Raw genomic sequence first — 25,646 nt, 5'->3', positions numbered from 1 at the left:
CATGCAGCCACTGCCCAACATGGACTGGATGCTCACGGAACTCGTCAGCAGCGTTCCGTTCGTGCGCCACGTGGTCATCCTCTCGGCGGACGGGCTGAGCATCGGGCAGGCGAACACGGCGCCCGACACCGCCGACGCCATCGCCGCCGCCTGTTCCGGCCTCCAGAGCCTGGCCCGGGCCATCGCCCAGATGTTCCCGCACGGCGACGGTTCGACGCGGATGGTCGGCATCGAGGCCGACGGCGGCTACTTCTCCCTGATGGCGGCCGGCCCCGGCGCCTACCTCGCGGTCCTCGCCGACCAGGAGGTGGACGCCGGACTGCTCGGCGACCGCATGAGGACCCTGGTGGCACGGATCGGCCAGCACATGACCAGCCCGCCCCGGCAGGACGTCAGGCAGGCGATGTGACATCGGAGACCCCGGGCCCCTGGAATGAAGGCAACCCCGTTCCGCTCTACGTCATCACCGGCGGCTCCGATTCCTCGGCCAAGGGCTTCAACCTGGTCACGCTCATCGTGGCGCGGGACACGCCCGACGCCTCGATGCAGCCCGAGCAGGCGTCCATCCTCACCATGTGCGCCTATCCGCTCTCGGTGGCCGAGGTCTCGGCGTACCTCAGCCTTCCGTTCAGCGTCGTCACCGTCCTCCTCTCCAAGCTCGTCGAGAACGAGCGGGTCGAGGCCATCGCACCCGTGCCGGTGGCGAACTTTCCCGAACGCGGCCTACTGGAGGCGGTGATCCATGGACTACGCAAGCTCTGACACGCTCGTTCCCGGCCCGCGCGGCACCGACGTGCTGCTGCCGCACAGCGCCAGGGGCGTCAAGGTCGTGATCGTCGGCGGCTTCGGCGTCGGCAAGACGACCATGGTCGGGGCGGTGAGCGAGATCCCGCCCCTGACCACCGAGGAGACCATGACGCAGGCGGGCGTCGGGATCGACCACAATCCCGGCGCCGAGGGCAAGAACACCACGACCGTCGCGCTGGACTTCGGGCGGATCAGCATCAACCGGGAGCTGGTCCTCTACCTGTTCGGCACCCCCGGACAGGAGCGCTTCTGGTTCCTGTGGAACGGCATCTTCGAAGGGGCGCTCGGCGCCGTGGTCCTCGTCGACACCCGCAGGATCGAGGTCTGCTTCGAGGTCATCACCCGCCTCGAAGACCGCCGCGTCCCCTTCGTCGTGGCCGTCAACACCTTCCCGGAGGCCCCGCAGTACCCCGTGGAGGAACTGCGCACCGCCCTGGCCCTCGGCGATTCCGTGCCCCTCGTCGCCTGCGACGCGCGGGACCGGGCGTCCTGCCGCGACGCCCTGCTCTCGCTGATGGACTACCTGCACACCCTCGTCGCCGCCCAGGAGACCGCATGACCTTCCCACCCGCCGAACAGGCCACCGCGCAGGCGGGCCGGGTCCCGCCCCCCGGCTGCCCGGCCCACGCCGCCACCGGAACCGACGGAGCCACCCGGCTCTACGGCGAGGCGGCGGCGACGGACCCCATGGGCCTGTACGAGGAACTGCGGGCCGCCCACGGCCCGGTGGCGCCCGTCCTGCTCGACGGCGACGTGCGCGCCTGGCTCGTCCTGGGGTACCTGGAGAACCGCGACGTGGCCAGCCGCCCGACCCAGTTCTCCCGCGACCCCCGCGTCTGGCACGGCTGGCGCAGCGGGGAGATCGACCCCGCCACCTCGCCGCTCATGCCGATGATCGGCTGGCGCCCCGACTGCGTCTGCGCGGACGGCGAGGAGCACCAGCGGCTGCGCGGCGCGGTCACGGCCGGCCTCAGCCAGTTCGACCACCGGGGGGTCCGCCGCCACATCACCCGCTTCGCCCACCAGGTGATCGACGGGTTCTGCGAGAAGGGCGAGGCGGAGCTGGTCGGGCAGTTCACCGAGCACCTGCCCATGCTCACCCTCATCCACCTCCTCGGCATGTCGGACGAGGACGCGCCCGAACTCGTGCACGCCGCCCGGGACCTCTTCAAGGCCACCGAGACGTCGCTCGCCAGCAACGCCTTCGTCCTGGAGAGCCTCGAACGGCTCGTCGTCGCCAAGCGCGCCCACCCGGGGCACGACATCGCCTCCGCGCTGATGGCCCACCCGGCCGGCCTCACGGACGAGGAGGTCAAGCACCACCTGCGGCTCATCCTGCTCGCCGGGTACGAGACGACGGCCAACCTGATGTCCAACGTCCTGCGGATGGTCCTCACCGACCCCCGGTTCCGCGGCTCGCTGGCCGGCGGCCAGATGACCCTGCCCGAGGCGGTGGAGCAGGTCCTCTGGGACGAGCCGCCGCTGATGGTCTGCCCGGGCCGCTGGGCCAACGGCGACACCACCCTCGGCGGACGGGAGATCAAGGCGGGGGACATGCTCCTCCTCGGCCTGGCCGCGGGCAACGTCGACCAGGCCATCCGCCCGGACCCCGCGGCCCCCGTGCACCACAACCGGGCGCACCTGTCCTTCAGCGCCGGTACGCACGAGTGCCCCGGCCAGGACATCGGCCGCATCATCGCCGACGCCGGCATCGACATGCTGCTCACCCGGCTGCCCGACATCGCCCTGTCGGTCCCGGAGGAGAGCCTCACCTGGCGCTCCAGCACCTGGGCCCGGCACCTGACGGCGCTGCCCGTGAGCTTCTCCCCGCGCGCCCCCCGGGTCGACGACGGCCCGGCCCCGCTCCCGGCCCCGCCCGTCCGGAGCGACGGGGTCCCGCCGGTGCCGCCGGTGCCGGCGAGCGCGCCCGGGGAGACGCGCCGGCCCGGGGAACGCGCCTCGTGGTGGACGCGCGTGAAGCGCCTGCTGCGCCGGGGATAGGCCACCCCGCCCGGTGACGGCGGCGGGCCCGGACCCGCCGCCGTCACTCCGGGAACGGCACGTCCGACGAGGTGTAGCGGGGCGCGCCGGTGTACCAGGCGTGGATCCCGGAGAGGAACCCGCAGGCCCCCCGGAGCCACGCCTCCAGCTCGGCCCGCTCCTCCCGGTCGAGCCCGGCCCGCCGCACGAGGAGCGGCACCTCGTTCTGCCGGAGGTGCTCGAAGTCCCGCAGCCGGGCGTTCACCAGGTTCAGGGCGGCGGGCACGGCGTCGTGGAGGGCGATCCCGAGGGACGTCCCGACGACCACGACCAGGTTGTTGACGTCGTTCTCCTCGTGGACCTCCCGCTCGTAGGACGCGATGTCGTTCGCGAGCCCCATGAAGTCCATGAAGGCGTCCAGGAGGGCGCGGACGGTCCGGCTGTGCCGGATCTGCTCGGGCACGCGCGCGCCGGTCGCCAGCTCGACGGAGTAGGGGGCGGTGTGGGCGGCGAAGCTCTCCCGCCGGAACGGGGCGTAGTCGATCAGGTGGGGGACGCGGCCGGTGCGGCTGTTGGCCAGCTCCTCGACCCCCGCGTCCACGTACCTGGCCAGGGCCCGGTTGAAGTCGTGCCGCCAGTGCGCCAACCCCGGTGGGAAGAGGTGCTGCTGGAGGTCGGCGATGCCCCGCTCGACGGCGTTCTCCGGTTCCGGAAGGCGGGCGTCGGGCTCGGGCCGCAGGAAGGCGTGCAGCCGGGCGGTGAAGAGCCGCGCGCCGGGCAGGTCACCGGTCTGCTTGAACGCGGAGGCGAAGTGGTCGTCCCAGGCCAGCGCCCATATGTTGAACCGGTGGTTGAGCCGGAGCGCGGGCAGCGAGGCGTCGGGGAGGGTCCACGCGGTCAGCTGGTCGACGGTCATCGCGTGGAACTTGGCCCGGGACCATATGGGCCGCTGGCCGGGCAGCTCTCCGTACCCCTCCAGCATCCCCATCTCGCGCGCCCAGGTCTCGCTCTCCTCGTGCAGGTTCGACAGGTACGGGTTCACCCGCAGCGGGTGGGGCATCCACAGCTGCGGAGGCTCGACGGTGCGCACGGTCATGAGGACCGACCTCCTTCTCTTACGTGACGACAACCGCCCCCGGCCGCGAGGCCGGGCGGTGCCCGCCCCACAACCCTCCAAACCTGCCCGTCGTGAACGGCCGGCAATCACCCAACAGTTGCTGACCACCAATCAGAACAGGTTCGCCTCCGGAACGGAACGATCCTTCCCGTGCACATTCCATAAACCGGGAGCGAAGCGGTCATGCGCCCTCCCCCTCCCGGAACGTTCCCCGAGGTGACCGGGACTTTCCCGCCCGCCCCGGAGCGCGGCGCCCCCGGGCGCCCACCGGGGGCCGAACCGGGCCGCCCCTCCGGACCCCGGCCGTCCGGACGGCCCGCCCCGTTACCTTCCTCGTATGAAACGGGCCACCCTTCTGACCGAACTCGCCGCGAGCGGAACCGGAACCTCCCTGTCGCGCCTCGCCGGACTCGCCGTCGAACTCGACGTGCCCGAGGCCGACCTGCTGGTCCTCGCGGGCCGTCCCGTACCGGCGGAACTCCTCCCTCCGGAGCGCGACCCCGAGACCGTGAGGCGGTTCACCCACCGGGTCGCCCACTGCGACCACGCGCAACTGGCCGCCCTGGAGGGCTTCGTCCGCGCCCTGCCGCGCGTCGCCGCCCCCGGAGTCCGCGTGGGACCGCCCTCGCCGTACCACCGCCCCGCCGAGACCGGATTCGCCGCCGTGCTCGACGGACTGATCCGCAACCGGGGCTTCGGCGTCCGGGAACTGCCGTTCATGGGGCTGTCCCGCAGCACGCTGTACGGGATGGTGTCGCGCCGGGAGCCCAGCCCCCCACCGGCGCTACCAGCTCCGGGCCGTGGCCGGGCCGCTGGGCTGGACCCTGCCCGACCTGTTCGCGGTCGCCGGCGAGCCGTACGCGGAGGAGATCCGCCCGGTGCTGCTCTGCCGTCACGTCGGGCGGGTCTTCACGGCCGCCGTCCCGCTGTCCACCGCCCAGCTCGCCGAGGCCGCGGAGGAGGCGGACCGGCTGAGCGGGCGCGAGGACCACGGCGTGTGGCAGCCCGTCTCGCAGGGCTTCGCCGAGGAGTGCCCGGACTACTCCTGACGGCGCGTCCGCGCCGGGGCGGCCGGGTCTCCTCCGGGCCCCCGCCGGTCACTCCACCGTCCCCCACCACGCCCCCGTCCGCTCCGTCCCCGGTGCCGGGTGGTCGGACCGGCGGGTGTCCAGGGCGAGGCGGGAGACGATGCGGTAGCGGTCGCCCCGGTAGAGGGAGCGGACGTACTCGACGGGGCGGCCGGTGGTGTCGGAGGTGGTCCGGTCGAAGAGCAGGGCGGGGGAGAGGACCGGGACGCCGAGGAGGGCGGCCTCCTCCTCGCTCAGGACGGTCGGCTCGATGGACTGGACCGCGTGGGCCGTGCGGATCCCGCGCCGCTCGCGCAGATGGGCGTAGAAGCCGCCCTCCATGTCGGCGGCGGTGAGACCGGGGACCAGGTCGGCGGGGACGTGCAGGTGCTCCAGGGCGATCGGGGCGCCGTCGACGTGCCGGAGGCGGGTCACGTGCACCAGCTCCGCCGCGGGGGAGACCGCCAGCTTCCGGCCGATCCGGGCCCCGGCCCGTACCGTGCGCAGGTCGAGGACCGTGCTCGTCCAGTCGCCCCGGCTCCGGGGCGCGCCCGCCGACCGGTCCTCGGCGACCAGCTCCTGGGTGACCTTGTCGGGCGCGACGAACATCCCGCGGCCGTGCTCCCGCACCAGCAGGCCCGTCGCCACCAGCTCGTCGACGGCCGCGCGGAGCGTGGGCCGCGAGACGCCCAGGGCGGCGCAGAGGGTGCGCTCGGAGGGGATGGCGTCGCCGGGGCGGCGGCCGTCGATCACGGTCAGCAGGTGCTCCCGTACCCGTTCCCGCTTGAGCTCCACGCCCGCCCCTCCCCGCCGTGCCGTCCGTCGCGGGTCAGTATGCATCCCCCTCGGTGGAAGAGGTCACGACGCCGTCGCGGGTGAAGTCCAGGCGGGAGACGATGCGGTAGCGGTCGCCCCGGTAGACCGAATGGACGTACTCGACGGGCCGCCCGGCCGCGTCGAGGGTGAGGCGCTCGATCAGGAGCGCGGGGGAGAGCACGGGGACGTCCAGGAGCGCGGCCTCGTCCTCGCTGACGACGGTCGGCTCGATCGACTGGGTCGCCTCCTTGACCCGGACCCGGTGGTGCTCCCGCAGGTGGTCGTAGAGGTCGCCCGCCTCCAGCTCCTCCGGAGTGAGCGCGGAGCCGACCAGGTCCGCCGGGATGTGCAGGTGCTCGATGGCCATGGGCGAGCCGTCGACGAGCCGGAGCCGGGCGACGTAGAGCAGCTCGGCGGCGGGGGAGAGGCGGAGGCGGCGGCCGATGCGGGCGCCGGCCCGGATCGTGGCGGACTCCAGGACGGTGCTGGACCAGGTGCCCGACGCCCGGGGAACCGCGAACGCCGCCTCGTCCGGGGCGAGTTGCTGCACGATCTTGGCGGGGGCGACGAACATGCCGCGCCCGTGCTCCCGTACCAGCGCGCCCGTGGCGACGAGTTCGTCGACGGCCGCGCGCAGGGTGGGGCGCGAGACGCCGAGGGCGGCGCAGAGGGTGCGCTCCGACGGGATGGGGTCGCCCGGTCCGCCCGCCTCGATCAGGCCGAGGAGGTGCTCCCGTACCCGCTCCCGCTTCAGCACTCCGCTGGAGGAGCCGTCCTTCATGCCGCTCTCCCTGACTGATCAGTTGATCCTGACTGGTCAACTGGTAAGTCCGATGGTAACCCGGCACCTTGACCTGTCGTCGAGTGAACGGCACATGTTTTCCGGGGGATTGACGGCCAGAACGGTCCGTGCCACCTTCTGCTCACACACCTGACCACTTGACCAATTGGTCAACCATGCAGCGAGGTGCCCGTGAAGATCCGTCCCCTCAGCAGAACCACCGCCCTCGCGGTGGCCGTCACGCTCGCCGCCACGGCCTGTGGCGGCCAGGACGACCCGAAGGCCGCCGGAGGACCGGAGAAGGTCACCGTCTGGATCATGAAGGACAGCGTCACCGACGCCTTCCTCGACCGCTTCCGCACCGGCTTCGAGGCCGAGCACCGGGACATCGACCTCGACATCCAGATCCAGGAGTGGGACGGCATCGGCGAGAAGGTCACGGCCGCCCTCGCCAGCAAGGACGCCCCGGACGTCATCGAGGTCGGCAACACCCAGGTCGCCCAGTACGCCGCCAGCGGCGGCGTGCGCGACCTCAGCGACAAGGTCGCCGAACTGAACGGCGCCGACTGGCTCCCCGGCCTCGCCGAGCCCGGGAAGGTCGACGGCAAGCAGTACGGCGTCCCCTGGTACGGCGCCAGCCGCGTCGTGATCTACCACAAGGACCTCTTCGCCGCGGCCGGCGTCACCCCGCCGAAGACCCAGGACGAATGGCTCGCCGCCACCGCCAAGCTCAACAAGGGCAAGGTCCAGGGCATCTACCTCCCCGGCCAGAACTGGTACACCCTCTCCGGCTTCGTCTGGGAGGCCGGCGGCGACCTCGCCGTCCGGGACGGCGAGAAGTGGAAGGGCGCGCTCGAAACCCCGCAGGCCCTCGCCGGCATGGACTTCTACCGGAAGCTCCAGGCCCTCGGCAAGGGCCCCAAGGACGCCGACGAGTCCAAGCCCCCGCAGGCCGAGGTCTTCGCCAAGGGCGACGTCGCCCAGATCATCGCCGTCCCCGGCGGCGCGAAGATCGTCGAGGAGATCAACCCCGCCCTCAAGGGCAAGCTCGCCTTCTTCCCCCTCCCCGGACGCACGGCCGGCAAGCCCGGCGCGGTCTTCACCGGCGGCTCCGACTTCATCGTCCCCGAGGCCTCCACCCACCCCGACGCCGCCTATCAGGTGGTCAAGGCGCTGGCCGGAGAGAAGTGGCAGACGGACATGGCCAGGACCATGAGCTACGTCCCCAACCGCACCTCCCTCGCCCGGGTCGTCCAGGACGACGAGGGCACGGCCGTGATGGCCGCCGGCTCCGCGCAGGGCCGGGCGACCCCCAACTCCCCGCAGTGGGCGGCCGTCGAGGCCACCAACCCGATCAAGCAGTACATGACCGCCGTGCTCACCGGCGCCGACCCCGCCGCCGCGGCGCGCACCGCGTCCGAGAGCATCACCAGGACCCTCGGCTCGTGAGACGTCCCCACGGGCCGGCCCCGTGGCCCTACCTCCTCGTCGCCCCGACCGTCCTCGGCGGAACGCTCCTCCTCGGCTACCCCCTCGTGCGCAACCTGCTGATCTCCTTCCAGGAGTACGGCATGGGGGAACTCATCCGCGGCGGCGCCGGGTTCACGGGGCTCGACAACTACCGGACCGTCCTGGCCGACCCCGTGTTCTGGGAGGTCGTCCGGCGCACCCTCTGGTGGACCCTGGTCAACGTCGTCCTGATCATGGTGATCGGCACCCTGGTCGCCCTGATGATGCAGCGGCTCGGCCGGACCCTGCGGATCCTGGTGACCAGCGGGCTCGTCCTCGCCTGGGCCAGCCCGGTCATCGCCACCACGACCGTCTTCCAGTGGCTCTTCGCCTCCCGCCTGGGCGTGGTCAACTGGGTGCTCGTCCGGCTCGGGTTCGAGTCCTTCGAGGGCTACTCGTGGCTGGCCGACGGCCCCGCCGCGTTCACCGTCCTGGTCCTGCTCGTGGTCTGGCAGTCGGTCCCCTTCGTCGCCATCACCCTGCACTCGGCGCTCCTGACCGTCCCCGCCGAGCTGTACGAGTCGGCCCGGCTCGACGGGGCCGGCGCCGGGCGGATCTTCCGCTCGGTCACCCTGCCCCTCCTGCGGCCGGTCTTCGGCCTGGTCCTCTGCCTCGAAGTCATCTGGGTCTTCCGCTGCTTCGCCCAGATCTGGGCCGTCACCAAGGGCGGCCCCGGCGAGGCGACGACCACCCTGCCGGTCTACGCCTACCGGGTGGCGCAGTCCCTGCACCGCTACGACCTCGGGGCGGTCGTCTCCACCCTCACCGTCCTCATCCTCGTCGCCGTCCTGATCGCCTACTTCCGCCAACTGCTCCGACAGGAGGCCGACCGGTGACCCCCCGCGCCCTGCGGCGGCTCCCCCTGAACACCGCCGCCGTGACCGTCTTCGTCCTGGCCGTCTTCCCGGTGTACTGGATGGTCCTCACCGCCTTCCGGCCCACCCGCGACATCCAGTCCGAGACCCCCGGCTTCCTGCCCGTCTCCGTCACCCTGGACCACTTCCGGCACGCCGTCGCGGCCGACGGCTTCTGGATCTTCTGGCGCAACAGCCTGCTGGTGACCGCCGGTTGCGTCCTGCTCGCCCTCGTCGTGGCCCTCGCCGCCGCCTTCGCCGTCGCCCGGATGCGCTGGCGCGGCCGGCGCGCCTTCCTCCTCATGGTGTTCGTCGCGCAGATGGCCCCCTGGGAGGCCCTCCTGATCCCGATGTACGTCATCGCCCGGGACGCCGGCCTGCTCGACCGGCTGGTGACCCTCAGCCTGATCTACTTCATGATCACCCTGCCCTTCACCGTCGTCACCCTCCGCTCCTTCCTGGCCGGCGTCCCGGCCGAACTGGAGGAGGCCGCGCAGGTCGACGGCTGCACCCGGGCCGCCGCCTTCCGCCGGGTCACCCTCCCGCTGCTCGCCCCCGGCCTCCTCGCGACCTCGCTCTTCGGATTCATCACCGCCTGGAACGAGTTCGCCTTCGCCAACATGCTCATCATCAAGAACCAGGACGACCGCACCCTGCCCGTCTGGCTCTCGTCCTTCTCCAACGTCTTCGGCACCGACTGGGGCGCCACCATGGCCGCCTCCACGCTCTTCGCCCTGCCCGTCCTCGTCCTCTTCCTGGTCCTGCAGGGCCGGGTCGCCGCCGGAATGACCGGCGGAGCCGTGAAGGGATAACGCACCGCGATGCCCCTGCCCCGTCTCGTCCCCGACCCCACCCACCTCTCGCCGCTGCCCGGCCGCTTCACCTTCGACGCCGCGACCGCGCTCAGGGTCACCCCCGGCGCCGAGGGCGCCGCCCGGCTGCTGCGCACCCTGCTCGGCCCGGCCACCGGCCTGCCGCTGCCCGCCCGGACGGACGGCTCCGTCGTCCTGGCCCTCGACCCCGCCCTCACCGGCCTCGGCGAGGAGGGCTACGGCCTCACCGTCGGCACCGCGGGCGTCCTGCTCCGGGCCGCCCGCCCCCAGGGCCTCCTCGCCGGCGTCCAGACGCTCCGCCAGCTCCTGCCCGTCGAGGCGCTCGCCGACGAACCCGTCGGCGGCGTCGCCTGGACCGTCCCCTGCGTGCAGATCACCGACACCCCCCGCTTCCCCTGGCGCGGCTCCATGCTCGACGTCGCCCGCCGCTTCCGCCCCGTCTCCTACCTGCGCCGCTACGTCGACCTCCTCGCCCTCCACAAGCTCAACGTCCTCCACCTCCACCTCACCGACGACCAGGGCTGGCGGATGCCGGTCGCCGCCCTGCCCCGCCTCACCGAGATCGGCGGAGCGCCCCACGGCGGCGCCTACACCCGCGCCGAACTCACCGGCCTGGTGGCCTACGCGGCGGAGCGCGGCATCACCGTCGTGCCCGAGATCGAGATGCCCGGCCACGTCCGCGCCGCCCTCGCCGCCCACCCCGAGCTGGGCAACACCCCGGGCCGCGACTACGAGGTGTGGGACCGGTGGGGCGTGTGCGACACCATCCTGGGCGTCCACGACACGGCCCTCGACTTCTGCCGCACGGTCCTGGACGAGGTGATGGACGTCTTCCCCTCGCCGTACGTCCACATCGGCGGCGAGGAGTGCCCCACCACCGAGTGGCACACCTCCCCGGACGCCCTCCGGCGGGTCGCCGAGGAGGGACTGCCCGGCCCCGACGCCCTGCACGGCTGGTTCATGGAGCGGATCGGGAGCCACCTGCTGCGGGCCGGCCGCCGGCCGCTCAGCTGGACCGAGAACGGCGCCGACCTCCCCCCGTACTTCACCGTCATGCCCTGGCGCGACTCCGACCACGGCCGCACCGCCGTCCGCCGGGGCCACGAGGTCGTCATGGCGCCCCACCGGACCACCTACCTCGACTACCCCCAGTCCGCCAGCCCCGCCGAGCCGCCCGGCCAGGCCGGTGAGGTCGTCGACCTGCGGACCGTCCACGGCAACGACCCGGCCCCGGCCGACTGGAGCCCCGAGGAGGCCGCCCGGGTCCTCGGCTCCCAGGTCCAGCTGTGGACCGAGTACGTCCCCACCGCCGCGCACGCCGAGTACCTCACCTTCCCCCGTCTCTGCGCCCTCGCGGAGGTCGTCTGGACCGGCCGCCACGACTGGACCGGCTTCCAGGAGCGCCTGCGCCACCACAGGACCCGGCTCGACGCCCTCGGGGTGCCGCGCCGTCTCTCCACCGCAACCCCCGTCCCCCACCTCTGAGGAGAGGAACCCCATGAGCGACCAGACCAGGACGCGCACCCCGCGCCTCCGCGCCGCGCTCGCCGTCGCCGCCGTGACCGGGCTCGGCGCCACCGCCCTCACCGCCCTCCCGGCGGCGGCCGCCGGCGAGGCCGTCACCGTCCAGTACCGCCAGAGCGCCACCGGCAGCGACCAGGTCGAGCCCTGGCTCAAGGTGGTCAACACCGGCACGACCGGCGTGCCCCTGAGCCAGGTCAAGGTGCGCTACTACTTCAAGGCCGACGCGGGAGCCTCGTACACCTACGCCTGCTCCTGGGCCGTGAAGGGCTGCGCGAACGTCACCGGCACCTTCGGCACCCTGAGCAACCCCACCGCGACCGCCGACCGCTACCTGGAGGTCGGCTTCACCGCCGGGGCCGGCACGCTCGCCCCCGGCGCGGACACCGGCGACCTGCAGCTGCGCTTCCACCGCTCCAACTGGCAGCCGCTGAACCAGAGCGACGACTACTCCTTCGGCCCGGCGCAGACCGCGTACGCCAACTGGACCAAGGTCACCGCCACCGTCGGCGGCGTCCCGGTCTGGGGCACCGCCCCGGCGGGCAACGACCCCACCCCGACGCCCACGCCGACCGACCCGACCACCCCGCCGCCCACCGGGGCCGCGCTCTTCGACGACTTCGATTACACCGGGCACACCGACCCGGCGATCGGCAACCACGGCTGGAGCGTCCGGTCCAACTCCGGCGGCCCCGGCGTGCCCGGCGCCACCTGGGCCCCCGAGAACGTGACCTTCGCCAAGGAGGGCACCAACTCGATCATGAACCTGCGGTCCTCCACCGCCGGGACCGGCGAGTCCACCCGCCACACCGAGGTCCTGACGAAGGCCACCAAGTTCAAGAACGGCACCTACGCGGCCCGGGTCCGCTTCTCCGACGCCCCGGTGTCGGGCCCCGACGGCGACCGGGTCGTCCAGACCTTCTTCACCATCAACGACCTCAAGGCCCCGATGGCCGACGACTACGCCGAGTACGACTTCGAGTACCTGCCCAACGGCGGCTGGGGCGAGCCCGGCAACATCCTCTACACCACCTCGTGGGAGACCTACCGGCCCGACCCCTGGGAGGCCGTCAACCAGCACTCCGAGGTCCGGGCGAGCTACGCCGGCTGGCACGACCTCGTCCTGACCATCGACGACAACAGCATCGTGTACTACGTCGACGGCCAGGAGTTCGGCCGGCACGACGCCCGCTACCTGCCCGAGCGCCCGATGTCGATCAACTTCAACCAGTGGCTGATCGACCTGGCGGGCCAGACCTCGACCACCCCGCGCTCCTACGACCAGAAGGTCGACTACGTCCTGCACGTCAAGGACCAGGTCCTGACCCCGGCCCAGGTGGCCGCCAAGGTCGCCGCCTACCGCTCGTCGGGCACCGCCTTCGTGGACACCGTCCCGGCGTCGTAGCCGGTACGGCCCCGCTCCCGCCCCGCCGCACGCGCCCGCGGCGGGGCGGGAGCGCCCCTCACCCGTACGGCCCCCGCCGCCTCGCCCGCCCCGCCGCCCCGCGGGAGGGTCGACACCGGGGCCGCGCCCGCTCGACCGCCCGCGCCGCGTCCCTCCACCGCAACCGGAGGTCAGTCCGTGCCGGCATCGAAGAACTCCAAGGTCCACCTGGTCGGCGGCGGCATCGCCTCGCTCGCCGCGGCGGCCTTCCTCGTCCGGGACGCGGGCGTGCCCGGCGAGAACGTGCGCGTCCTGGAACAGCTGCCGGTCACGGGCGGCTCGCTGGCCGGCGGCCGCGCCCCGACGCGCGACGGCGGACACGTCACCCTGTTCGGCCGGACGTTCGAGGACGCGCACTGCGTGTGCCTGTGGAACCTCCTGGAGACGATCCCGACCCTGGACGACCCGGCGGTCTCCGTCCGGCAGGAGATCCGCGCCTTCGCCGCCGAGCGCCCCACGTACGCCAGGGCTCGGATCATCGACGGCGACCGCACGATCGCCGACGCCTCGGAACTCGGCCTGGACGCCCGCGACCGCGCCGACCTGACCCGGCTGCTCGCCCTGCCCGAGCGGCTGATCGGGGCCCGGCGCGTCGACGACTTCTTCCAACCGCACTTCTTCGCCACCCACTTCTGGTGCATGTGGCGCACCACCTTCGCCTTCCAGGCCTGGCACTCGGCCGTCGAACTCAAGCGGCACCTCCTCGCCTTCGTCCAGGAGTTCGATCGCCTCCCCACCCTGTCCGGGGTCCGGCGCGGCCGGTACAACCCGTACGACTCCGTCGTCCGGCCGCTCCAGGAGTGGCTCACCGCCCGGGGCGTGCGCACCGACCTCGGGGTCACCGTCGCCGACGCCGACTTCTCCGGGCCCGCCGCCCGCCGCCTCTCCCGCCTGCACCTGCGGCGGGACGGCGCCGAGGCCGGGACGGTCGAACTGGGCGAGGACGACTACGCGTTCCTCACCCTCGGCTCCATGACCGCCGACACCGCCCACGGCGACGGCGCCACCGTCCCCGAACTGGTCCGCGACAGGCGCGACGGCTCCTGGCGCCTGTGGGAGTCGATCGCCAGGAACGCCCCCGACTTCGGCCGCCCCCACGCCTTCTGCGGGAACATCGACGAGACCGAGGGGGAGTCCTTCACCCTCACCACGACCGGCCGCCTCCTCCTGGACCGCATCCAGAAGCACACCGGCGACGTCCCCGGCGAGGGCGCCCTGATGACCTGGAAGGACTCCCGCTGGCTCCTCTCGCTCGCGGTCCCGGCCCAGCCCCACTTCCGCGACCAGGAGGAGGACACGTACACGCTGTGGGGCCACGCGCTGTCCGGCGGCGTCCCCGGCGACCACGTGCCGAAGCGGATGCACGACTGCACCGGCGCCGAGGTCCTCGACGAACTCCTCGGCCACCTCGGCTTCGACGACATCGCGGACGAGGTCCGGGAGACCACCCGGATCGCCACCGTCCGGATGCCCTACGCCGGCGCCCCGTTCCAGCGCCGCACCGCCTCCGACCGCCCCCTCGTCGTCCCCGACGGGGCGCGGAACTTCGCCTTCCTCGGCCAGTTCGTCGAGATCCCCGAGGGCGCCGCCGCCACCGCCGAGTACGCGGTCCGCTCCGCCATGACCGCCGTCTACCATCACTTCGGCGTCGACAGGGAGATCCCGCCGCCGTACCACGGCCTCTCCGACCCGGAGGTCGCCCGGTCCGCGCTGGGAACCGTCCTGGCCTGACACGCGCCCCGGCCCGACACGTGCCCGGCCCGAGATGGAGGAGGGACGCATGAACGCGGATCCCGGACGGTTCTCCCGTCCCGGCACTCCGGACCAGTGGGACGAGGCGGTCCTGGACGCCATCTTCACCCAGTCCGACATCGGCCTCCACGTGCTCGACACCGAGCTGCGCGTCGTCCGCGTCAACCCGGTCGCCGTCGGCATCCGCGGCATCCCGGCCGAGCGGATCATCGGCCTGCCCGCCACGGAGGCGTACGCCCCCCTCGGCGTGGACGTCGACGAGGAGATGCTGCGGGAGGTCCTCGCCACCGGCCGGCCGAGGCTCGACCACCTCGTCAGGGGACACCCGTTCACCGACCCGCGCAGCGAGTACGTCTTCTCCGTCGCCGCCCACCGCCTCCTGGACGGCGCCGGACGGGTCCTGGGCGTCGTCCTCACCAGCACGGACGTCACCGAACGCGAACGGGCCCAGGCCCGCCTCCGGCTGCTGCACGACGCCCACGAACGGATCGGCTCCAGCCTGGACGTGGAGCGCACGGCCCGGGAACTGGTCGACGTCGCGGTGCCGCGCTTCGCCGACACGGTCGTGGTCGCCCTCACCGACGCCGTCCTCAGGGGCAGGGAGCCCGGCCTCCGGTCCCACGACCCGGCCCCCCTGCTGCGCTGCACCGCGACCGGCGGGACGGAGGCCGGCCCCCGGATCCCGACGGCCGGCGCCCTCCTGCTCCCCGGCATCTTCGGCGAGGTGCTGCCGACCGAACCCCGCCTGCTTCCCCCCGAGGAGACGGGCGTGCCCGGCGGCACCCGGCTCGTCGCCCCGCTGCTCGTCCGGGGACAGGTCTTCGGAGCCGTCGTCTTCCAGCGCGCGGAAGGGGCCGAACCGTACGGCGAGGACGACCTCGAACTGGCCGAGGGCATCGCCACCCGCACGGCCACCTGCCTGGAGAACGCCCTGCGGTTCACCCGCGAGCACATCGTCATGACGGCGCTCCAGAGCTGGCCGCTGCGCCAGGAGGAGGCCACCCAGAAGGCCGTCGACGTTGCCCGGCGCAACCAGCCCGACGGCAGCGGCGTCGGCTCCTGGTACGACGTCATCCCCCTCTCGGGCGCCCGGGTGGCGCTCGTCGTCGGCCAGGTCGACCGGGCCGGGCTCAGCGCCGTCGCCACCATGAGCCGGCTGCGGACCGCCGTCTACAGCCTGACCACCCTCGACCTCGACCCGCACGAACTGCTCGCCCGCCTCCACGCCACCACCCTCCGGCTCGCCGGGGAGCAGGAGAGCGGGCCCGGGGGAGACGGCGCGACGGCGAGCTGCACCGTCGCCGTCCACGACCCGGTCGGCGGACGGCTCGACATCGCGCGCGCCGGCACCTCGCTGCTCGCCGTCGTCCGCCCCGACGGCTCGGTCGACACCCGGCCGGTCGAGGAGGGCCCGCTGCTCGGCGCGGAGGGGCCGCCCTTCGCCTGCGCCACGCTGGTCCTCCCCGAGGGCAGCACCCTCTGCATGGCGCCGGGCGGGGGCGACACGCGGACGGAGGACCTGGTCAACGCCCTCGCGCACCCGGGACGCTCCCCGGAGGCGATGGCGGACGACGTCGCCCGGCTCCTCGCCCCCGACCGCGTCCTGCTCCTCGCCCGCACCCGGTACCTGTCGCCGAGCGAACTGGCCGAGTGGACCGTCCCCTTCGACTTCTCCGCCGTCGGCATCGCGCGCCGCCACGTCGAGGAGCAGCTCCGGAAGTGGAACCACCCCGTCGACCCGTTCACGGCGACGCTCGTCGTCAGCGAACTCGTCACCAACGCCATCCGCTACGGGGCCGCCCCCCTCACCCTCCGCCTCATCACCGACTCCACCCTGCTGATCTGCGAGGTCGGCGACACCGGCCGGTCCGCCCCCCACCTGCGCCACGCCAAGGCCGTCGACGAGGGCGGCCGGGGGCTCCTCATCTGCGCCACCCTCGCGGAGAACTGGGGGATGCGCTACACGAGCGAGGGCAAGACCGTGTGGGCCGAGATCGAGGCGGAGGGGATGGACGAGACGGGCGGGGCGGGTGAGACGGGCGGCTGAGGGGGCGGGCGGGGCGGGCGGCTGAGGAGGCCCGTGGCCGGCCCCGCCCGGGAAGTCCGCCGCGAGGGCGGTCAGTTGCCGCCCGACGGCAGGTTCTCCTTGATCTTGGCGATGGCGAAGCCCCAGCCCTGGGAGACGGTCGGCTTGCCGGGGACAGCGACCTCCTCGGGGTTGGTCAGCACGTCCAGGAGGACCGGCCCCGGGGCGTCGAAGGCCCGGCGCACGGCGTCGTCCAGGTCCGCCGGGTCGGTGACCCGGATGCCGGTCAGGCCCACGGCCTCGGCGACGGCGGCGAAGTCGGGGTTGTCGAGGACGGTGCCGAACTCGGGCAGGCCCGCCTGCTCCTGTTCGAGCTTGACCATGCCGAGGCGGCGGTTGTCGAAGACGACGAGCTTGACCGGGAGCCGCTCGGAGCGGAGCGTCATCAGGTCGCCCAGGAGCATACTCAGACCGCCGTCGCCGCAGAACGCCACGACCTGGCGGTCGCGGTCCCAGAGCTGGGCGCCGAGCGCCTGCGGCATGGCGTTGGCCATGGAGCCCAGGTTGTAGGAGCCGAGCAGCCTGCGGGTGCCCCGCATCCGCACGAAGCGCGAGAGCCAGACGGTGGCCATGCCGGTGTCGGAGGTGAAGACCGCGTCCTCGGCCGCGTGCCGGTCCACGGCGGCGGCGAGCGCCTCGGGCCGGATCTCGTGGACCCGGTTGTCGAACATCGCCCGCACCCGCCCGACGAGCCGCTCGTCGTGGGCCGGGTCGGCGAGGCGCGCCTGCTCCTCCTCCCACTTCAGGAACCGCTCGCGGGCGTCGTCGAGGTGCGCGCGGTCCCCGACCGGCGCGAGCAGTGGCAGCAGGCCCCGCAGCGTGGCCCCGACGTCCCCGGCGAGCCCGACGTCCACCGGCACGCGGCGGCCCAGGCGCTCCTCCCGCAGGTCGATCTGCACGACGCGGCAGTCCTCCGGATACCAGTCGCGGTACGGGAAGTCGGTGCCGAGCATGAGCAGGGTGTCGCAGGCGTCCAGGGCGTGGGCGGCCGCGGGGTTGCCGATCAGGCCCGTCTGGCCGACCTCGTAGGGGTTGTCCGCCTCGAAGCCCTCCTTGGCCTTGAGGGTGAGCACCATCGGGGCCGAGAGGTGCTCGGCGAGGCGCAGCACCTCCTCGCGGGCGCCCTGCGCGCCCCGCCCCACCAGGAGGGTGACCCGGGAGCCCTCGTCGATCACCCCGGCGGCCTCGGCCAGGGCCGGGTCGTCGGGCCGGGTGACGGCCGGGCGGGGGAGGGCGAACCGTACGGGACGGTCGTCCTCGACCTTCCGGTCCCCGAGGTCCCCCGGCACGGTGAGGACCGCCACGCCGCCGCGCGTCACGGCCGCCCGGACCGCGGACTCCAGGAGCCTCGGCATCTGGGACGGGGAGGTGACGGTGGCCCGGTAGACGGCCACGTCCCGGAACAGCAGGTCGTTGTCCACCTCCTGGAAGTAGTCGCCGCCGACCTCGGACAGCGGGACCTGGCCGCAGATCGCGAGGACCGGGGCGCCGCTCTTGGCCGCGTCGTACAGCCCGTTGAGGAGGTGGACCGAGCCCGGCCCCACCGTCCCCATGCAGACGCCGAGCCGGCCCGACAGCTGGGCCCGCGCCCCGGCGGCGAAGGCGGCGGCCTCCTCGTGCCGGCAGCCGACCCATTCGACGCCGTCCGTGGTGCGGATGGCGTCCGTGAGCGGGTTGAGGGCGTCACCGACCACGCCGAAGACGTGGCCTACGTCGAGGTCTGCGAGGGCGTCGACGACGACCTGGGCGACGGTGCGTGTCACGGGATGTCCTTTCGCGGGGGTACGGGTCCACCGTCCCGCCTGCCCACGATGCCCGTCCGGAAGCCGGAAGCCGGAAGCTTGCGGCGCGGTCATCGCGGCGCCGGAGCGGCTCGTCCGGTTCGCCCCGCCCCGTTTGGGGGGTGGCCGCCCGGCAACGCGAGAGGGGAGGAAAGCCGCGGCCCGCCCTCCGCACCGCGCCCGTGGCCGGGCGGCGAGGAGGAGAGCGGCAGGAGCAGCGGCGGCGGGTCGCGCCGCCGCGCTCCGACCCACCGGGAGGAGCAGCATGAGCACGTACGTCTACGGAATAGCCCCCGCCGACCGGGAACTCCCCGACGCCATCGAGGGCATCGGCGACCCACCGATGCCCGTGCGCGCCGTGCGCGGCGGCGACCTGGTGGCCCTGTGCAGCGACGCGCCGCCCGAACCGAAGGCCGAGCGCCGCGACCTCCTCGCCCACCAGCACGTCGTGATCGAGGCCGCCAAGGACGGCCCGGTCCTGCCCCTGCGGTTCGGCGGGATCTCCCCCGACGACGCGACGGTCGCCGCGGTCCTGGAGGAGCACCACGACCTCTACGTGGAGCGGCTGAAGGCGCTGGAGGGCAAGGACGAGTTCAACCTGAAGGTGCACCACGACGAGGAGGCGGTGCTCCACGCGGTGCTCGCCGACGACCCCGACCTGATGGCCCGGCACGTCGCCGGCCGCGCGCCGGACGGCGGGAGCCCCGGGGAGGGCCCCTCCTTCGGCGAGCTGGTCGCCCTGGCCGTCGCCGACCGCGAGAAGGCCGACGTCGCCCTCGTCGAGCGGACCCTCGCCCCCTACGCGGCGGCCACGGTACGCGGCCCGCGCGACGCGGGCCGCCTCGCCAACCTGTCGTTCCTGGTGGAACGCGACCGGCGCGACGCGTTCCTGGAGGCCGTGCGCGCCCTCCACCAGGAGCACGAGCACCTGCGCGAGCAGGTGACGGGTCCGCTGCCCCCGTACAGCTTCGTCCAGGCGGGCTGAGCCGTGGCACCGAGCGCCGGGGTCCTCCGCCGGGAGCACGCGCTCCCGGGCCGTCCGGAGACGGGGCGGGAGTCATGAGCGACGAACCGCTGCTGTACGTGTACGCCGTCGTCCGGTCCGCCGACCTGGACGGACCGCCCGTCGACCCCCCGCCCGACGTGACCCTGGGCGAGGGGCTCACCACCGTCGAGCACCTGGGCCTGACCGCCGTCGTCGAACCGGTCCCGGCGGCCGACTTCGACGAGGCGCCCCTCCGCGAACGGCTCGAAGACCTGGACTGGCTCGCGACGATGGCCAGGGCCCACCACGGCGTGGTGGCCGCCGCGGGCCGGCGGACCACCACCGTCCCCCTGCGGATCGGGACCGTCCGCCGCGGCGAGACGGGCGTGCGCCGCTTCCTGGAAGAAGGCGAGAGCGGCCTGTCGGAGGCCCTCGGCCGGCTGACCGGCGCCCACGAGTGGGGCGTCAGGCTGTACGCGGACGAGACGCCCGGCAAACCGGCCGCCGGCGACGCGGCGGCCCGTACCGCCCGGGAGCTGCACGAGACGCTCGCGCGCGCGGCGGCGGAGGCGATCCTGCGCGCGCCCCGGCAGACGCACCTCTTCCGGTCCTCCGGCCGGAACGTGCTCAACGCCGCGTACCTCGTCCCCGACGAGGGGCAGCGGGAGTTCCTCGACGCGGTCCCCGGACCCGAGGAGGTCCGGTCCGGACTGCGCGTGGAGATCACCGGCCCCTGGATTCCCTACTCCTTCACCCGGACCGCTTCCGACGAGGACCCGGAATGGTGAACGGAAGATCCGCGAATTCGTGCGAAGGGGGGTTTGTTTCTGCCCGGCACGGCTAAACGAAGTCCATGAGCGCATGGGAACAGAGCAACGAGAGCCGGTCCGGCCGGAACGGTCCGCGCACCGTTTCGGACGGCACCGGGAACGCGACCGGGGAGACCGGAGGGGCGGTGGGCGGAGCACTGGCCGTGCTTCCCGCGCCCCTCGCGGAGAAGACCCTCGCGGCCGTCCACGCCGTCCGGGGCACCGGCGGCGCCGTATGGACCGCCGTGCGCACCCGCAAGACGCTCGCGAGCGGCACCGCAGCCGCCGTCGGCGCGGCCGCGCTCACCGGCGCGTACGCCCTGGGACGCCGGACGGGGACCCGCTCGCGCGGCCCGATCACCCGGCTCACCGGCGGCCGCATCTGACACGCGCCGAGGGGCGGCCCCCGGGCCCCCGGGACCGCCCCTCCCCCTGACTTTTCGACGGCTTGTGCAACGCCCCGGATTCGATTTCCCGGCCACCGGAAAAGAAGATCCGCATTCCCTTCGAGCATGACGGGAATTTCCGAGGTACGGGAAATCGGGTGCGGGGTACATGATAATTCGGAGGTTGTAGAAATGGTTCCCCTTCTTCTGGTTCTGCTGCTCGCGCTGGTCCTCTTCGGCGCCGGTTTCGCGGTGAAGGCCCTCTGGTGGGTGGCCGTGATCGTGCTCGTCCTCTGGCTGCTGGGCTTCGTGGCCCGGCCGAAGGGCGGCTCGGGCCGCTGGTACCGCTGGTAGCACGCCCGCACCCCCGGGCACCGACCGCGCCCGCCACCGACACCGGTGGCGGGCGCGGTCACGTCGTCCCCTCTTCCGTACCCGGACACGACAGAACCCGGCACGTCCCTCCGGGAGAGGGATGTGCCGGGTTCCGGCGTACGGAATCAGGCCATCAGCACCGAGTCGTCCTCGGGACGCGCGCCGGGCAGGCGGTGACGGGCGGCGACCAGGGCCGTGTCCACGTCGCGCGTGCCGGTGGAGACGCACAGCGTGTACGCGATGTCGTCCATGCGCTGCCGCACCTCGGGGCTTCCGTTCTCCGCGTGGAGCACCCGCAGCGTCTCGTACTGCTCGATCAGGTTGCTCAACACCGCGGGATGGGCCATCAACACAGTGGGTCTCCCCTCGCCGTCAGGGCGCCGACCGCCCGGTTCGATGCGCCGCTTACCCCGGCCCCCGCGTTGTATGCGGCCGGGTGGGGGGCGTGCGGTGGCGAGTCCACGACACCCGGGGGGCGCTCCGCCCCTTCCGCACCGGCTCGTTCCGGCCGCCCGATCGCCCACCGCCCTCCTCGCGACGATCACGGGGGAGTAGGGTCGTCGTTTATTGTCGTATGACAACGGTCGAGGTCGGAGTCGTACCGGGAGAGCGGCGGTCCGACCTGCGGCCGTGGCCGTGTTCAGGACCGTCGTGGTGCCTGGCGAGCGAACGAGGATGAGGCATGTCTGAGACGACGATCGAAGGCTCCTCGGCCGCACGGCGGCCGGGACCGGCCGCCGTGGGAGAGGCCGAGCTGCGCCAGCTCCTGGCCGGCCTCACCGCCGTGCGCGACGGAGACTTCGGCACCCGTCTGCCCGACGAGGCCGGCGGGCTCATGGGCGAGATCTCCAGCGTCTTCAACGGCATGGTCGACCAGCTCTCCCTCTTCACCTCCGAGGTGACGCGCGTCGCCCGCGAGGTCGGCACCGAGGGCACCCTGGGCGGCCAGGCCGAGGTCCCCGGCGTCTCCGGCACCTGGGCCGACCTCACCGACTCCGTCAACGCGATGGCGGGCAACCTCACCACCCAGGTCCGTGACATCGCTCACGTCGCCACCGCCGTCGCCAAGGGCGACCTCTCCCAGAAGATCGACGTCGACGCCCGCGGCGAGATCCTGGAGCTCAAGAACACCATCAACACGATGGTCGACCAGCTCTCCTCCTTCGCCGACGAGGTCACCCGCATGGCCCGTGACGTCGGCACCGAGGGCATCCTCGGCGGCCAGGCGGACGTCAAGGGCGTCTCCGGCACCTGGCGGGACCTCACCGACTCCGTCAACTCCATGGCGTCCAACCTCACCGGCCAGGTGCGCTCGATCGCGCACGTCGCCACCGCCGTGGCCCGCGGCGACCTGTCGAAGAAGGTCGACGTCGACGCCCGCGGCGAGATCCGGGAGCTGAAGAACACCATCAACACGATGGTCGACCAGCTCTCGGCCTTCGCCGACGAGGTGACGCGCGTCGCCCGCGAGGTCGGCACCGAGGGCAACCTCGGCGGCCAGGCCACCGTCCGGGGCGCCTCGGGCACCTGGAAGGACCTCACCGACAACGTCAACGTGATGGCGTCCAACCTCACCGGCCAGGTGCGCTCCATCGCGCAGGTCGCCACCGCCGTGGCCCGGGGCGACCTGTCCCGCCGGATCACCGTGGAGGCCAAGGGCGAGGTCGCCGCGCTCGCCGACACCATCAACACGATGGTGGACACCCTCTCGGCCTTCGCCGACGAGGTGACCCGCGTGGCCCGCGAGGTCGGCACCGAGGGCCGCCTCGGCGGCCAGGCCCGGGTGCCGAACGTGGCCGGCACCTGGAAGGACCTCACCGACAACGTCAACTCGATGGCGAACAACCTCACCGGCCAGGTCCGCAACATCGCCCAGGTCACCACCGCCGTCGCCAACGGCGACCTCTCCAAGAAGATCGACGTCGACGCCCAGGGCGAGATCCTGGAGCTGAAGACCACCATCAACACCATGGTCGACCAGCTGTCCTCCTTCGCCGCCGAGGTCACCCGCGTGGCCCGCGAGGTCGGCAGCGAGGGCCGCCTCGGCGGCCAGGCCGAGGTCGAGGGCGTCTCCGGCACCTGGAAGCGCCTGACCGAGAACGTCAACGAGCTGGCCGGGAACCTCACCCGCCAGGTCCGCGCCATCGCCGAGGTCGCGAGCGCGGTCGCCGAGGGCGACCTGACCCGCTCCATCACCGTCGACGCCTCCGGCGAGGTGGCCGAGCTCAAGGACAACATCAACGCGATGGTCGGCTCGCTGCGCGAGACCACCCGGGCCAACCAGGAACAGGACTGGCTCAAGTCCAGCCTCGCCCGCATCTCCGAGCTGATGCAGGGCCACCGGGACCTCGCCGTCGTCGCCGAACTCGTCATGGACGAGCTGACCCCGCTGGTGTCCGCCCAGTACGGCGCGTTCTACCTCGCCGAGGACGGCGCGGAGGGCGTCGAGCTCAAGCTCGTCGGCTCCTACGGGCGCCCCGCCGACAGCCGCGACCGCTTCCGCCTCGGCGAGTCCCTCGTCGGCCAGGCCGCCCGCAGCCGCCGCACCATCGCCGCCGAGAACGTGCCCGGCGACTACGTGTACATCTCCTCCGGCCTCGGCCAGGCCTCGGGCGGCAGCCTGATCGTGCTCCCGATCGTCGTCGAGGACCAGGTCCTCGGCGTCATCGAACTGGTCTCCTTCACCCCCTTCACCTCCGTGCACCGGGACTTCCTGGAACAGCTCATGGAGACGGTGGGCGTCAACCTCAGCACGATCGTCGCCAACGTCCGCACCGACGAACTCCTGGGGGAGTCCCAGCGCCTCGCCGACGAGCTGCGGGCCCGCTCCGAGGAGCTCCAGGTCCAGCAGGAGGAGCTCCAGCGCTCCAACGCCGAACTGGAGGAGAAGGCGGCCCTGCTCGCCTCGCAGAACCGCGACATCGAGGCCAAGAACCTCCAGATCGAGCAGGCCCGGCAGGAGCTGGAGGACCGCGCCCAGCAGCTCTCGCTGGCCTCCAAGTACAAGTCCGAGTTCCTCGCCAACATGAGCCACGAGCTGCGCACCCCGCTCAACAGCCTGCTCATCCTCGCCCAGCTCCTCGCGCAGAACCCGACCCGCAACCTCACGGCCAAGCAGGTCGAGTACGCCGGCATCATCCACTCCGCCGGATCCGACCTGCTCCAGCTGATCAACGACATCCTCGACCTGTCCAAGGTCGAGGCCGGGAAGATGGACCTCAACCCGGAACGGGTGGCGCTGCGCCGCCTCCTCGACTACGTGGAGGCGACCTTCCGGCCGCTCACCACGCAGAAGAGCCTCACCTTCACCGTCGCCACCGCCGCCGGCGTCCCCGTGGACCTCGTCACCGACGACTCCCGGCTCCGGCAGGTGCTGCGCAACCTGCTCTCCAACGCCGTCAAGTTCACCGAGCGCGGCAGCGTCGAACTCCGCATCGAACCGGCCGCGGACGACGAGCTGCCCGCCACGGTCCACCGCGGCGGCCCCGTCGTCGCCTTCCGGGTCAAGGACACCGGCATCGGCATCGCCGCCCAGCACCTGGACGCCATCTTCGGCGCCTTCCAGCAGGCGGACGGCACGACCAACCGGAAGTACGGCGGCACCGGCCTCGGCCTGTCCATCAGCCGGGAGATCGCCTACCTGCTCGGCGGCGCCCTCACGGTCTCCAGCCGGCCCGGCGAGGGCAGCACCTTCACCCTCTACCTGCCCGTCGCCCGCGCCGACTTCAAGGAGCAGTCCGACCGCGTCCCGGCCGTCCGGCCCGAGGAGCGCGAGGAGACCGCCGAACTCGCCGAAGCCTCCGTCGTGCGCCCCGCCCTGCCCGCTGCCCCGCCCGCCCGGCAGATCCGGCGCCTCCTCGTGATCGAGGAGCGCCCGCGCGGGCTGCTCTCGCTCGTCGCCGAGAACGCCGTCGTGGAGCTGGCCGCGGGCCGCGACCGCGCGGACCGGGAGGACATCGAGCTGATCACGGCCGTCGGCCCGCAGGAGGCCGCGACCGCCCTCGCCACCCAGCCGTTCCACTGCGTCGTCCTCGAAGTCGACATGGCCGACGGCGAGGCCCTGCACTTCCTGGACGCCATGGACGGCGACGAGGCGCTGCGCACCGTCCCCGTCCTCGCCCACAACAACCGCAGGCTCACCGCCGAGCACGAGCGGGCCCTCCAGACCCGCGCCCGCCGGCGCCCCCTCGAACTGCTCTCCAGCCTCGACGAACTGCGCGAGCGGATCGCCCTGCACCTGTCCGCGGACCAGCCCGGCGACGTCGTCCCCCTGGTGCGCGGCGAGCACCGGCCCCCGGCGCCCCAGACCATCGACACCACCCTGCACGGCCGTACGGTCCTGGTGGTCGACGACGACGCCCGCAACCTCTACGCCCTGAGCGGCATCCTGGAGCTGCACGGCATCAAGGTCCTGCACGCCGAGAACGGCCGCAAGGGGATCGAGGCGCTCGCCGCGCACCCCGACATCGACCTGGTCCTGATGGACGTGATGATGCCCGAGATGGACGGCTACACCGCCACCTCCCGGATCCGGCAGATGCCCGCCCACGCCACCCTGCCCGTCATCGCGGTCACCGCCAAGGCCATGCCGGGGGACCGCGAGAAGAGCCTCGCCTCGGGCGCCAGCGACTACGTGACCAAGCCGGTCGACGCCGACGACCTCATCGGCTGCATCCGCCGCTGGCTCGACGACTGACCGGCCCCCGCCCCGGCACCTCCTTCCGTACGCTCCGTTCCCCCCCG

At 73.0% G+C, this 25,646-nt stretch carries 22 protein-coding genes; 17 read left to right on the top strand and 5 right to left on the bottom strand.

The window, feature by feature from the left end; all coding sequences use genetic code 11:
• Position 1 precedes the first annotated feature (1 nt).
• The 4 genes from ACIQVI_RS21045 to ACIQVI_RS21030 are packed head-to-tail and all read left to right on the top strand — an operon-like array spanning position 2 to position 2,808.
• A complete protein-coding gene (locus tag ACIQVI_RS21045) occupies positions 2-409 on the top strand; it encodes a roadblock/LC7 domain-containing protein (protein WP_351971739.1) in 408 nt (135 codons plus the stop codon).
• The gene (locus ACIQVI_RS21040; protein ID WP_351971740.1) at positions 406-762 is read left to right on the top strand and encodes a DUF742 domain-containing protein; all 357 of its coding nucleotides are present in this window, start codon (positions 406-408) and stop codon (positions 760-762) included. Before ACIQVI_RS21045 ends, ACIQVI_RS21040 begins: the two co-directional genes overlap by 4 nt.
• On the top strand, positions 743-1,366 hold the full coding sequence (locus ACIQVI_RS21035) for an ATP/GTP-binding protein (RefSeq protein ID WP_351971741.1): 624 nt from the start codon (positions 743-745) through the stop codon (positions 1,364-1,366). The genes ACIQVI_RS21040 and ACIQVI_RS21035 overlap by 20 nt, the downstream gene beginning before the upstream one ends.
• A complete protein-coding gene (locus tag ACIQVI_RS21030; protein WP_351971742.1) occupies positions 1,363-2,808 on the top strand; it encodes a cytochrome P450 in 1,446 nt (481 codons plus the stop codon). Before ACIQVI_RS21035 ends, ACIQVI_RS21030 begins: the two co-directional genes overlap by 4 nt.
• 43 nt (positions 2,809-2,851) lie before the next feature.
• On the opposite strand, the gene ACIQVI_RS21025 is transcribed toward ACIQVI_RS21030, so the two are convergent.
• Positions 2,852-3,883: a hypothetical protein gene (locus ACIQVI_RS21025; RefSeq protein WP_351973234.1), complete on the bottom strand. Its 1,032-nt coding sequence runs from the start codon at positions 3,881-3,883 to the stop codon at positions 2,852-2,854.
• An 821-nt stretch (positions 3,884-4,704) separates the two neighbouring features.
• On the opposite strand from ACIQVI_RS21025, the gene ACIQVI_RS21020 reads away from it, so the two are divergent.
• Positions 4,705-4,953: a hypothetical protein gene (locus ACIQVI_RS21020; RefSeq protein ID WP_403597941.1), complete on the top strand. Its 249-nt coding sequence runs from the start codon at positions 4,705-4,707 to the stop codon at positions 4,951-4,953.
• A gap of 48 nt (positions 4,954-5,001) precedes the next feature.
• On the opposite strand, the gene ACIQVI_RS21015 is transcribed toward ACIQVI_RS21020, so the two are convergent.
• A complete protein-coding gene (locus ACIQVI_RS21015; RefSeq protein ID WP_403597938.1) occupies positions 5,002-5,811 on the bottom strand; it encodes a GntR family transcriptional regulator in 810 nt (269 codons plus the stop codon).
• A complete protein-coding gene (locus ACIQVI_RS21010; RefSeq protein ID WP_351973237.1) occupies positions 5,801-6,568 on the bottom strand; it encodes a GntR family transcriptional regulator in 768 nt (255 codons plus the stop codon). Before ACIQVI_RS21010 ends, ACIQVI_RS21015 begins: the two co-directional genes overlap by 11 nt.
• Positions 6,569-6,760: 192 nt before the next feature.
• Here ACIQVI_RS21010 and ACIQVI_RS21005 point away from each other — a divergent pair, with 192 nt between their 5' ends.
• The 7 genes from ACIQVI_RS21005 (at position 6,761) to ACIQVI_RS20975 (ending at position 16,528) form a co-directional block, all read left to right on the top strand.
• A complete protein-coding gene (locus ACIQVI_RS21005) occupies positions 6,761-8,017 on the top strand; it encodes an extracellular solute-binding protein (RefSeq protein ID WP_403597935.1) in 1,257 nt (418 codons plus the stop codon).
• Positions 8,014-8,913 carry a carbohydrate ABC transporter permease gene (locus tag ACIQVI_RS21000; RefSeq protein ID WP_403597932.1) on the top strand — a complete coding sequence of 300 codons (900 nt, stop codon included), beginning with the start codon at positions 8,014-8,016 and terminating at the stop codon, positions 8,911-8,913. The genes ACIQVI_RS21005 and ACIQVI_RS21000 overlap by 4 nt, the downstream gene beginning before the upstream one ends.
• Positions 8,910-9,743: a carbohydrate ABC transporter permease gene (locus ACIQVI_RS20995; RefSeq protein ID WP_403597930.1), complete on the top strand. Its 834-nt coding sequence runs from the start codon at positions 8,910-8,912 to the stop codon at positions 9,741-9,743. The genes ACIQVI_RS21000 and ACIQVI_RS20995 overlap by 4 nt, the downstream gene beginning before the upstream one ends.
• A 9-nt stretch (positions 9,744-9,752) precedes the next feature.
• Positions 9,753-11,249, top strand: coding sequence for a beta-N-acetylhexosaminidase (locus tag ACIQVI_RS20990; protein WP_403597927.1), 1,497 nt, complete (start codon positions 9,753-9,755; stop codon positions 11,247-11,249).
• Positions 11,250-11,262: 13 nt separating this feature from the next.
• Positions 11,263-12,690 carry a cellulose binding domain-containing protein gene (locus ACIQVI_RS20985; protein WP_403597924.1) on the top strand — a complete coding sequence of 476 codons (1,428 nt, stop codon included), beginning with the start codon at positions 11,263-11,265 and terminating at the stop codon, positions 12,688-12,690.
• Positions 12,691-12,867: 177 nt separating this feature from the next.
• A complete protein-coding gene (locus tag ACIQVI_RS20980) occupies positions 12,868-14,460 on the top strand; it encodes an oleate hydratase (protein ID WP_403597921.1) in 1,593 nt (530 codons plus the stop codon).
• 49 nt (positions 14,461-14,509) lie between these two features.
• The gene (locus ACIQVI_RS20975) at positions 14,510-16,528 is read left to right on the top strand and encodes a SpoIIE family protein phosphatase (protein ID WP_403597918.1); all 2,019 of its coding nucleotides are present in this window, start codon (positions 14,510-14,512) and stop codon (positions 16,526-16,528) included.
• A 71-nt stretch (positions 16,529-16,599) separates the two neighbouring features.
• On the opposite strand, the gene ACIQVI_RS20970 is transcribed toward ACIQVI_RS20975, so the two are convergent.
• Positions 16,600-18,330, bottom strand: coding sequence for a thiamine pyrophosphate-dependent enzyme (locus ACIQVI_RS20970; protein WP_403597915.1), 1,731 nt, complete (start codon positions 18,328-18,330; stop codon positions 16,600-16,602).
• A 283-nt stretch (positions 18,331-18,613) separates the two neighbouring features.
• Here ACIQVI_RS20970 and ACIQVI_RS20965 point away from each other — a divergent pair, with 283 nt between their 5' ends.
• The 4 genes from ACIQVI_RS20965 (at position 18,614) to ACIQVI_RS20950 (ending at position 20,882) form a co-directional block, all read left to right on the top strand.
• Complete coding sequence (locus tag ACIQVI_RS20965) at positions 18,614-19,333, top strand: GvpL/GvpF family gas vesicle protein (RefSeq protein WP_403597912.1); 720 nt, start codon at positions 18,614-18,616, stop codon at positions 19,331-19,333.
• Between the two features lie 74 nt (positions 19,334-19,407).
• A complete protein-coding gene (locus ACIQVI_RS20960) occupies positions 19,408-20,121 on the top strand; it encodes a GvpL/GvpF family gas vesicle protein (RefSeq protein ID WP_351973561.1) in 714 nt (237 codons plus the stop codon).
• Positions 20,122-20,186: 65 nt separating this feature from the next.
• Entirely contained in the window at positions 20,187-20,528 is a 342-nt protein-coding gene (locus ACIQVI_RS20955) for a hypothetical protein (RefSeq protein WP_403597910.1), read from the top strand.
• A 192-nt stretch (positions 20,529-20,720) separates the two neighbouring features.
• Positions 20,721-20,882: a DUF5670 family protein gene (locus tag ACIQVI_RS20950; RefSeq protein WP_403597907.1), complete on the top strand. Its 162-nt coding sequence runs from the start codon at positions 20,721-20,723 to the stop codon at positions 20,880-20,882.
• Positions 20,883-21,028: 146 nt separating this feature from the next.
• On the opposite strand, the gene ACIQVI_RS20945 is transcribed toward ACIQVI_RS20950, so the two are convergent.
• On the bottom strand, positions 21,029-21,256 hold the full coding sequence (locus tag ACIQVI_RS20945) for a DUF5133 domain-containing protein (protein WP_121829372.1): 228 nt from the start codon (positions 21,254-21,256) through the stop codon (positions 21,029-21,031).
• 329 nt (positions 21,257-21,585) lie between these two features.
• On the opposite strand from ACIQVI_RS20945, the gene ACIQVI_RS20940 reads away from it, so the two are divergent.
• Complete coding sequence (locus ACIQVI_RS20940) at positions 21,586-25,599, top strand: HAMP domain-containing protein (protein ID WP_403597904.1); 4,014 nt, start codon at positions 21,586-21,588, stop codon at positions 25,597-25,599.
• The last annotated feature ends 47 nt before the right edge of the window (positions 25,600-25,646 follow it).

The sequence above is a fragment of the Streptomyces sp. NPDC098101 genome, assembly GCF_044760185.1.
Lineage (GTDB): Bacteria > Actinomycetota > Actinomycetes > Streptomycetales > Streptomycetaceae > Streptomyces.
Note: the sequence above shows the minus strand (reverse complement) of the source record. Positions and strands in the feature narration are given on the sequence as shown.

Coding starts and splice junctions, on each gene's coding strand:
- ACIQVI_RS21045 (WP_351971739.1), top strand. CDS start 2: ATGCAGCCACTGCCCAACATGGACTGGATGCTCACGGAACTCGTCAGC.
- ACIQVI_RS21035 (WP_351971741.1), top strand. CDS start 743: ATGGACTACGCAAGCTCTGACACGCTCGTTCCCGGCCCGCGCGGCACC.
- ACIQVI_RS21030 (WP_351971742.1), top strand. CDS start 1,363: ATGACCTTCCCACCCGCCGAACAGGCCACCGCGCAGGCGGGCCGGGTC.
- ACIQVI_RS21025 (WP_351973234.1), bottom strand. CDS start 3,883: ATGACCGTGCGCACCGTCGAGCCTCCGCAGCTGTGGATGCCCCACCCG.
- ACIQVI_RS21015 (WP_403597938.1), bottom strand. CDS start 5,811: ATGCATACTGACCCGCGACGGACGGCACGGCGGGGAGGGGCGGGCGTG.
- ACIQVI_RS21010 (WP_351973237.1), bottom strand. CDS start 6,568: ATGAAGGACGGCTCCTCCAGCGGAGTGCTGAAGCGGGAGCGGGTACGG.
- ACIQVI_RS20990 (WP_403597927.1), top strand. CDS start 9,753: ATGCCCCTGCCCCGTCTCGTCCCCGACCCCACCCACCTCTCGCCGCTG.
- ACIQVI_RS20985 (WP_403597924.1), top strand. CDS start 11,263: ATGAGCGACCAGACCAGGACGCGCACCCCGCGCCTCCGCGCCGCGCTC.
- ACIQVI_RS20975 (WP_403597918.1), top strand. CDS start 14,510: ATGAACGCGGATCCCGGACGGTTCTCCCGTCCCGGCACTCCGGACCAG.
- ACIQVI_RS20965 (WP_403597912.1), top strand. CDS start 18,614: ATGAGCACGTACGTCTACGGAATAGCCCCCGCCGACCGGGAACTCCCC.
- ACIQVI_RS20960 (WP_351973561.1), top strand. CDS start 19,408: ATGAGCGACGAACCGCTGCTGTACGTGTACGCCGTCGTCCGGTCCGCC.
- ACIQVI_RS20955 (WP_403597910.1), top strand. CDS start 20,187: ATGAGCGCATGGGAACAGAGCAACGAGAGCCGGTCCGGCCGGAACGGT.
- ACIQVI_RS20950 (WP_403597907.1), top strand. CDS start 20,721: ATGGTTCCCCTTCTTCTGGTTCTGCTGCTCGCGCTGGTCCTCTTCGGC.
- ACIQVI_RS20940 (WP_403597904.1), top strand. CDS start 21,586: ATGTCTGAGACGACGATCGAAGGCTCCTCGGCCGCACGGCGGCCGGGA.